The 6523-nt window shown below is 74.6% G+C and carries 6 protein-coding genes; 5 read left to right on the forward strand and 1 reads right to left on the reverse strand.

What is annotated here, in order from left to right:
* The 5 genes from HKK72_RS34295 to HKK72_RS34315 all read left to right on the forward strand — a co-directional run.
* Nucleotides 1-520 (forward strand): hypothetical protein (locus HKK72_RS34295; protein WP_222721501.1); only part of this gene is annotated, 520 nt, incomplete at its 5' end.
* Nucleotides 521-538: 18 nt separating this feature from the next.
* Nucleotides 539-1498 (forward strand): hypothetical protein, encoded by a 960-nt coding sequence (locus HKK72_RS34300; RefSeq protein WP_187238574.1) that lies wholly within the window; start codon nt 539-541, stop codon nt 1496-1498.
* A gap of 40 nt (nt 1499-1538) precedes the next feature.
* A complete protein-coding gene (locus HKK72_RS34305; RefSeq protein WP_187238575.1) occupies nt 1539-2810 on the forward strand; it encodes a hypothetical protein in 1272 nt (423 codons plus the stop codon).
* Between the two features lie 13 nt (nt 2811-2823).
* Nucleotides 2824-3756 carry a hypothetical protein gene (locus tag HKK72_RS34310; RefSeq protein ID WP_187238576.1) on the forward strand — a complete coding sequence of 311 codons (933 nt, stop codon included), beginning with the start codon at nt 2824-2826 and terminating at the stop codon, nt 3754-3756.
* Nucleotides 3753-5582 carry a hypothetical protein gene (locus HKK72_RS34315; protein WP_187238577.1) on the forward strand — a complete coding sequence of 610 codons (1830 nt, stop codon included), beginning with the start codon at nt 3753-3755 and terminating at the stop codon, nt 5580-5582. The genes HKK72_RS34310 and HKK72_RS34315 overlap by 4 nt, the downstream gene beginning before the upstream one ends.
* 20 nt (nt 5583-5602) lie before the next feature.
* On the opposite strand, the gene HKK72_RS34320 is transcribed toward HKK72_RS34315, so the two are convergent.
* Nucleotides 5603-6523 (reverse strand): hypothetical protein (locus HKK72_RS34320; RefSeq protein WP_187238578.1); only part of this gene is annotated, 921 nt, incomplete at its 5' end.

Here is a 6523-nt window from a genome sequence, read left to right on the forward strand (position 1 = left end):
ACGCGCCGGGAGTCCCGGCGGAGGAAGCGCGGCCGGGCGTGCGGGAGGAGAGAGCGCGGCCGGGCGTGCAGGAGGAGAGAGCGCGGCCGGGTGCGGCGCGGTCGTGGCGGAACGGTCGGCGGCCAACGCCGTCCTGCGCGGCGGCGCCGAACTCGTCGCGCGCCGGCTCACCGGTCTCGAGGCCCAGCCGATCTCGTCGGTCGGGGTCGGGTTCGGCACCGAGGCGGCCGACCCGGGCGCGACGGCGCTGACCCCGCCGCCGGATCCGGCGATCCCGGCGGCCGCGCTGTCGAGCGCGGTGCGGCCCGAGGACGTCACCGTGAAGCCCGGCGGCCAGGACGAGATCGTGGTCTCCCTCGCGACGGTCTTCCATCCCACGGTCGAGCTGGCCGACGTCACCGAGGCGGGTCTGTTCGGCGGATCGCGGCTGTACAACCAGGTGGTCTTCGAGCCGGTGACGCTGCGGCCGGGGCAGGACGTGACGTTCTTCTGGGAGATCGACTTTCCGTACGGACACTGAACCCAAGAGGTGGGGCCCATGCAGGCGCTCAAGCTCAACATCCTCGGCTTTCCCGCCGTCAACCACGAGCTGGAGGTGGAGGTGCGCGACCCGTCGACCGGCACGGTGGTCAAGACCGCCCGGCCGTTCCTCGACGGCACGGTGAGCATCCCGCAAATCCTGCCGGGGGCCTACGACGTCGCGATCCGCCATCCGAACCTGGCACTGCCCGTACTGCGCCAGCAGATCCGGGTGCTCCCCGTGGGCGACACCAAGATCTCGCTGCTGCTGGATCCGAGCAGGTTCCGCGACACCCCGATCGCCGACATCCCCGACGCCAACCTCGGGCCCGTGCGCGACGCGACCACCACGGTGGAGCAGACGGTGCAGCCTCTCGCCACCAAGCGTCCGGGCGAGGCGATCACCGCCGCCGACTGGAACACGCTCGCCGGCAACCTCGGCGCGCTCGCCAACGCGGTCACACAGCTGACCCGGCTGGTCACGCCGACAGGGCACGACCACGGGGAGCTCGAGAACAAGATCAACGAGATCCAGGGCAACTTCACCGCGCTGCTCGACACGCTGACGACGGCCTTCACCGAACTGCAGCGCCAGATCCAGGCCGAGCGCATCCGCAAGCAGGTCGACGAGCTCGTCGACCGCGCCGGGCTGCCCGCGGACAACCCACGGCGCACGGCGCTGCTCGATGCGGTCGCCCAGCTGAACCAGGGGGTCGTCGCACCGCCGTCCCGGTTCGCCCAGGTGTCCCGCAACACCGGCGTCCAGCTCGAGAGCCTCGTACAGCAGATCCTGGACGAGCAGGCCGAGGACCCGGACCTGCCGACGTCGCCGCAGGTGAAGGCCATCGGGCAGTCCGCGGACCTGCTGCGCGGCACCAACACGACCAGCTACGAGACCGAGCTGCGGCACCTGCGCAAGTCCGACCTCACGTTCGGCGTCGGCGGCCTCACCTCGGTCCTCGACGGCGGCCGCACCTGACCATTCGAACCATCGCCAGAGCCGAACCCGGGGAGCCACGGTGGCCACCACTGGACGTCTGCAGAACATCGACCGGCTGGGCCGGCTGCTCGCGCCACTCGCCGGCCGGCAGCGCGGCATGCCGATCGAGGCCGAGCACTGGAACACGCTCGTCGACGTCCTCAGGGACGTCCTCGAGATCGACCGCGCTCAGGAGAACGGGCTCGAGCAGTCGCTGAAGGACGGCTTCGCCGCTCGCGAGCACGAACATCTGGGCGCGGTCACACTGAGCTGGCTCGCGCCCGACCTGCAGAGCCGGCTCACCGACGCGCGCGAGTCGCTGTCGGTGCGGGCGACGGTGGCCGACGTGGTGCGGCGGCTGTCCGACACCGCCGCCGAGGTGGCCACGCTGGCGGAACGGATCGAAACGACTCAGCGGCGGGTCGACGAGAGCGCGGTGGACGAGCTGGCGCGCATCGGGAAGCTGCGCGGGTTCGAGCAGCGCATCGACGGCCTGGAGAATCTGCGCGGCCATGTCACCACGCTGTCGGCACTCCTCGAGGGACTGCAGCCGGCGGTGGCGACGGTGCTCGAACTGCGCGAGCAACTCCGCAGACCGGACGGCAGCCCGATCGACGTACTCGGGCTCGATCAGCGGGTCGGGACGCTGGCGGAACGGCAGGACGAGGCGCTCACCGGGGTCGACGGACGGCCACTGCGCATGCGCGACTTCGAGGTGGAGCTGGACGAGGTCAAGGACGCGATCGGCATCGGCGCCGGCGGCGGGCTGGAGGCCCGGATCGCCGCGCTCGGCGGCGAGCTGGAGGGCCGGCTGAACGATGACATCGTCGAACGGCTCGGCGAGCAGCAGCAGGCGATCGACGCCGAGCTGGCGCAACTGTCCGCCGTGCTCGACGCGAAGATGGAGAACCGCGTCGGCGGGCTCGTCGCGCAACTGCGCGACGAGCTGGCCGAGTCGCTCGACACCGCCACCGGGAACATCGCCGAGCAGACCGACGCCAAGGTCGGCGACCTGTCGGCCTCGATGGACGAGCGGCTCTCGGATCTGTCCGCCTCGGTGGACGACCGGTTCAGGTCGTTCCGCGACAAGATCGTGGACGACATCACGGCCGTGGTCGCCGACCGCGTCGCCCCGATGGTGCTGGCCACGGTGCAGGAACGGATCGACGAGGGCGTGGCCAAGGCGATCGACGCGCGGCTGGAGGGCGTCGATGAGGCGTTGAGAAGCGTCGACGGCCGGCTGTCCAAGATGGGCGACCAGCTCAAGGACCTCGACACCCGCGTCCGCAAGCTGGAGGGCAAGGACCAGTGAGCAGGCGCACGCGATGCTGAGCACGTTCGAGGGGCGCGTGGTCGCGGCGGTCGCCGAGTTGCTGGCCGACCGGACCGAGCTCGCCGTCATCCGGGCCGGCGGCTCCCCCGGCGTTCTCACCGGAGGGTCCGGCCGGGTCGAGATCGGTGTCGTCGGCGCGCGGCCCGACACCGGCCGCGGCTTCTCCCCCGGCGGCACGCTGTCCGGACCGGACGGCAGCCGCCGGGTGGTGCCGCTCGCGGTGGAGGTGCGGGCGTCATTGGCCCGCCGCGCCACCGGCGCCGGCGACGCGGCCCTGCTCACGGCCAGGACCGCGCTGCTCGAGGACGTGACGCTGGTGGTCCACGGTCTCGACGTCGCCGTCGCGCACGGCGGCGGCGGCCTCGACGGAGCCGGCGACGATCCGGGGTTCAAGGTGCTGGGGCTCGATCTGGCCGAGGTGACGGTCGCCCCCACGCCCACCGGCGACGACCAGCACGCGGTGGTGTCCTACCTCGGCCGGGTGCTGGTGTGGCCGCCCGGAACGGCGCAGACGCTCGGCCTCATCCCGGCCGTCGACGTGGTCATCGAGTCGCTTCCGCTCGGCATCACGGCCGACCCGCCCGTCGTCGTGGCCGGGGGCAGCGCGTTGGTCCGGATCCACGGCGTCAGCGGCAGCAGGCTCGCCGACGCCGAGACCGGTGCGCGGGAGACGGTCCGGCTCGCCGTCGGCGTGCGCAGCGACCTGCCGCCCGCCGACCGAGGCGCCATCGCCGACGGGGCTCCAGCCGCCGTCGCCGGTTTCCGCGTCGTGCCGGTCACCGAGCCGCTGACCGTGGTGACCTACACCGCGCCCGCCCAGGGGCCGGCCCACGAGGAGGTGGCGGTCCACCTCGCCCACCCGACCGGCGGTCTAGGAGCGCCGCTCGGCGCCGTGACCCTCACCGTACGGGCGGCGCCGCCATGATCGAGGTGTCCGCCCAGGCGTTCCTGCTGCCGTCGAACCTGTCCGGGCCTGCGCTCACGAGCATCATCGCGCGGGTCGTGGACGTCCCCGCCGTGGTGCCGGTCGTGTTCCCCGAGGGCGGCGGCGACGTCGACATGGAACTGTCGGTGCCCTACCGGGCCGGAATGGACGAGGTCGCCGTCGACGCCGCCCGCCTGACGATCGAGGCGGCCGCCGGAGAGCTGAGCATCGACGGCTGGCAGGTCAAGGCCGGCCCCGAGGGCAAGGGCGTCTTCGTCCTCCTCGACGTCCCCGCCCGGTTGCGGCGGCTCGTCCTGGAGGGCCCCGCGCCCCCCGCTGGGTCGTTCCTCGTCGTCCGATCGACCGAGCCCGGGCCGCCCCTGGCACCGGGCCCTCCGCTGTTCGCCGGGAAGGACTTCCCGCCCGGCGGGCCGATGTTCCCCCCGCCGATCCCACGGCTCACCGCCACGACCGCCGGGAACCGGGTCACGGTCACACTGCCGGACTCGCCCGCGGCGGCCGGACGAGCCTGGCTCCTGCAGTACGCGACGGGCGACGAAGTGATCGAACTGATCCCCGCCGACCTCCAGACCGCCGTGACCTCGGTGACCGTCGCACCCGCCCCCACGGACGTGCGGCTCGTGCTGCGGGGCGGCGGAGCCGACCAGCCGCTGTGGCGGCACCCCGGGAGCCTGGAGCCCGGAGCCGGGCGGCAGGACGCGGACTTCACCCCCGCCGCGGGCGCCCGGCTGGCCGCCGCACTGGCCGAAGCACGGGCCGCCGCACCGGCCGAAGCACGGGCCGAAGCACGGGCCGCCGCACCGGCCGCGGCGGTGAGCGCGGGGGTGTCGGGCGCGGACGCCGGGACGCTGGCGCTGCCGCTGCGCTTCCACGCCGCCTCGGCGGGCACCCTGCATGTCGTCGACCGCACCCTCGATCTGCGGTACGTGGCGTATCCGGCCGGCCGCGACCCTCTGGCGCTCGCCCTCGACGGCGACTGGGCGGACCTGACGCTGACCGCGCCGGTACGCGCGATCGTCTCGAGCACGCTCCGGCTGCGCGCGGAGCACCAGGGCCGGGAGCTGGTGCCAGGATCGCCGGAACCGCCGATCCGCCCGCCCGCCGCCGGGCTGCACGTGGCACCGGGTCGTACGGTCGCCGCGCCGGCCCGGTTGCCGGCGGGAACCTCGGCCCTCGCCCTCGCCGCCGTCCAGTTGCTGGTCGCGCCGCTCGGCCACGCCGAGTTCACCTGCCGGCTGCACGCCGACGCCGGCGGCACGCCCGGCGCACCGCTCACCGGTCCGCTGGTGGCGCGGCTGCCGGCGGGCGCCGCTCGCGCGTGGGTGCGGCTGGACCTCGACCCGGCCGTGAGAGTGGCGGTCCCCTCGGCACTGTGGGTCAGCGTGCGCACCACCGGCGGTGCGCTCGACTGGTTCGCCGCGGCCGGCGGGCCGCCCGCCCGGGTCAGTGGCGACGACGGGCGCAGCTGGGCCGACGCGGACGCCGCCGCCGGGCGGGTGGGCACGCCGTGGGTACGGCTCCAGCACGCGGTCGACCCGGCCACCGTCACAGCGCCAGTCCTCACCGTGCGCGCCGGCGAGGTGGCGCTGGACCCGATGCCGCTGGCGCCGGCCGGCCGGCCAGGGGACTACGCCGGGCCGACCGGCCTGCCGGAGCGGATCGCCCGGCTGCTCGCCGCCGGCACGGGAGCCCCCGTGAGCGAGACCGGCCGCCGGACCGTCACGCTGAGCCTGTTCTCGGCGGCCGTCCTCGACCTGACCCTCACCGAGCTGACGTGTTCGTACGCCCCGTTCGACGAGACCTGATCCCCGAGGCCGGGTGGGTCTCAGGGCAGGGCCTCCTGCAGGCGGGTGAAGGCGGTGTCGGCGGACGTGAGACCGGTGGAGATCTCGTCCTCGAAGCCGTGGAGCGCGGTGAGGGTCGAGGCGAACAGGGCGTCCACGTCGAGCAGGCTCAACGCGGCCACCACCGCCGCGTACGTCTCGACGACCGGGGCGAGCACCACGGTCGGCCGCAGGTCGTTCGCGATCGCGGCGATGTCGGTCTTGAGCTGCGCGATGGCCGGGCGGGCGGCGCTGAAGGGGTCCCAGGCGGGCGTATCGGCGAGCAGCCCGTCGACCGCCGCCACCAGATCGGCGAGGACGGTGCTCGGGCGCAGCGCCGCGACGGCGTCGCGGACCGTCGTGAAGATCCCCTGAGCCTCCACGACCAGGGCCCGGACGTCGATCTCGGCGATCAGGTCGTCGACGGCCTCGACCGTGTCGCGGACGGGCTCGCGTACGAGCTCATCGACGACCGACCGGAGCTTGGCGCCCACGGCCGCGTCGAACGCCGCCGCCTGCGGGCGCAGCCGGTCGGCCACGGTGACCAGCATCGAGCGCAGCTCGCCCCGCAGGTCCGCTGCGGCGTCGCCGCCGGCCCGCGTCACCCAGGCGTGGGCGAGGTCGCGCAGCGGGGTGACGAGCGGGGCGAGCGCCGTGCCGATCCCGGCGGCCAGCCCGGCGAGCGCGGCGGTGGGGACCGCAGCGAGCCGGTCGTACATGGCGCGCGTGGCGTCGAGGCCGGCGAGCAGCGCGCCGCGCCCGGCGGCCAAGGGCGCGAGAAGCTCGGCCGGCGACCGGGCCACGAGCGGCGCGAGCCGGTCGCGCAGGGAGCCGGGCGGCAGTGCGGCGACGGCCGCCGCCACCGTGGCGACCTGAAGCGTGACGGCCGTGGCCGGCGGCGCCGGGTCGGCCGCGACGACCCG

It is taken from the genome of Actinomadura sp. HBU206391 (assembly GCF_014323665.1).
In the GTDB taxonomy this organism is placed as follows: domain Bacteria; phylum Actinomycetota; class Actinomycetes; order Streptosporangiales; family Streptosporangiaceae; genus Actinomadura_C.

Excerpts from the sequence above, each read along its gene's own strand:
- HKK72_RS34300 (WP_187238574.1), top strand. The coding sequence starts at position 539 with ATGCAGGCGCTCAAGCTCAACATCCTCGGCTTTCCCGCCGTCAACCAC.
- HKK72_RS34310 (WP_187238576.1), top strand. The coding sequence starts at position 2,824 with ATGCTGAGCACGTTCGAGGGGCGCGTGGTCGCGGCGGTCGCCGAGTTG.
- HKK72_RS34315 (WP_187238577.1), top strand. The coding sequence starts at position 3,753 with ATGATCGAGGTGTCCGCCCAGGCGTTCCTGCTGCCGTCGAACCTGTCC.